This is a genomic window from Vibrio sp. 10N.261.51.F12 (assembly GCF_041471725.1).
Lineage (GTDB): Bacteria > Pseudomonadota > Gammaproteobacteria > Enterobacterales > Vibrionaceae > Vibrio.
The window spans coordinates 1-1,003 of record NZ_JBFROV010000081.1 but is presented as its reverse complement, the minus strand read 5'-3'; the positions used below and the strand labels follow the sequence as shown (position 1 = coordinate 1,003).

Annotated in this window: 1 protein-coding gene; it reads left to right on the top strand. The window is 39.9% G+C overall.

All coding sequences use genetic code 11. The features are described from left to right. Nucleotides 1–902, top strand: a 902-nt coding sequence (locus AB4405_RS24340; protein ID WP_372063116.1) for a hypothetical protein, incomplete at its 5' end; no start/stop codon positions are given. Nucleotides 903–1,003 lie beyond the last annotated feature (101 nt).

The window sequence follows — 1,003 nt, the reverse complement described above, 5'->3', positions numbered from 1 at the left end:
ATTTTGGCTTTCTAGATTTAGTTGTAAATGGCTCAGTAATGAATGGAATGGCTAAAAAGATTTGTAGCCAATACTATTTGAACCTTTGGCATCCAGCCTTTACTCAACGAGTTCAATGCACTCACCTATGGGCAATCGACAGCATAAAAGATCTCTATCATTTTGAAATCGATGTCATCAATGGGCTTCAGAATAGTAAAAAAAGGAGTGCCTATAATCTAGCTATGAGCGTGAGCTTTGATCATGCAGGCATTAAAAGCACCCAAATAGAATCAAGCGATACAAAGTTAGCTCAGTTTCTTTCTAACTACTCACCAGTGCACTTAGCTACGAAAACAGATCACTTAGCCAACCATCTATTGAATAATCACAGACAGGAATTAAGCGCCATAGGCAATGAATTGGATTCTTTGCCAATACCACTTGATAGCAATCTGATTTTTCGGGCACTTATTGAAAGCGAACACTTTTTTCCTGAAGTATTTAAGTATTCTGAAATCGCTGAGCGAGCTTCAAATAAGCAGCGCCAGCTAGAGTCACATTGGGCGAGTGAAGCATTAGGGTATGAAGTCAGCCTTGATGAAGAGGTAAACAATAAGGATAAGAAAAATAACCCATTACTTTTAGCTATCGCCTATATTTCTTGGGCTAAAGCTGCGGAAGCGTACAAGTTCATAGAGCAACATTTTGGTGATCCTATTGAGCAGCCTTGGAGATACAGTATCCGTCCTAGAACAATGACTGATGGGATACTGGGATACTATGTCATTGGTATTCCCTTCAGTGATTCTGTTCTAACAGAAGAACCGATAAAAGAGAGCCTCATTATATGTGGTGAAGAAACAACACAATTCGATCAGCCAAGACCAGTTAATTACTTTTCGATAATGGCATTGCAGTAACATAACTTCAGAGTGACTTCAGTTCCAATCACCCTAGCTAGGTCCAATCTTTGGCTCTCCATCGACATGACTCCGGTACTACAGCCTTGAAAGAAACAGTG